This window comes from uncultured Ruegeria sp., from assembly GCF_947497005.1.
Lineage (GTDB): Bacteria > Pseudomonadota > Alphaproteobacteria > Rhodobacterales > Rhodobacteraceae > Ruegeria.
In genome coordinates, this window is sequence record NZ_CANMFF010000065.1 from 1 (window position 1) to 601 (window position 601).

The following is a 601-nucleotide window of genomic DNA, read 5'->3' on the forward strand; positions in this document are numbered from 1 at the left end:
GTAATCTAATTTATGTCAAATAACCTGCCGGATCCGCTGATACGAGCAGCACGTTGTTTTAATCTGAATGATGTACCCTGGGCATGTGATTTTAGGAATATATTTCATGCACAACATTGAACCATCCCACTCCCAAACCGATGCCACTCTCGTAGACAAGTTGAGCTTCTACCGTCGAACGCACGAATCTACTAGACGTGCTCTATCCAGCACGACTTGGCCATCAATCGATTTTTCGACTTTCAAATGCGGCTTGCCGACAAGGTTTTGGCGGCTGATGAACATCTTGTGCTGGGTGCTCATACATTGGATGCGGCAGAACAATCGAAGATCACTGATCCTGTAGAATTACAGCGCGCTTTGACGTTGGCTTTGTCTGGGCCTACCCAAAGTCTCTGGATTGAATCTGAATTTGGACTTCGGTTCGAAGCTCTTCACAAAGTAATCGAACAACTTGGCCTACTACCAAATTATTATGGTCCGAACCCATCGCGCATCGGATTGCTCGCCAGCAAAGAAAAGGATCATAAGATCTTTCTTCGAGCGGTTTGGTATGACGAGGAGACAAAGTATGTATCAACTTTGGACCAAGACAGTTCAA

The 601-nt window shown here is 45.4% G+C and carries 1 protein-coding gene; it reads left to right on the forward strand.

Features of this window, described 5'->3' with window-relative positions; all coding sequences use genetic code 11:
• Positions 1-216 precede the first annotated feature (216 nt).
• Positions 217-601 (forward strand): hypothetical protein (locus Q0816_RS25920; RefSeq protein WP_298856210.1); only part of this gene is annotated, 385 nt, incomplete at its 3' end.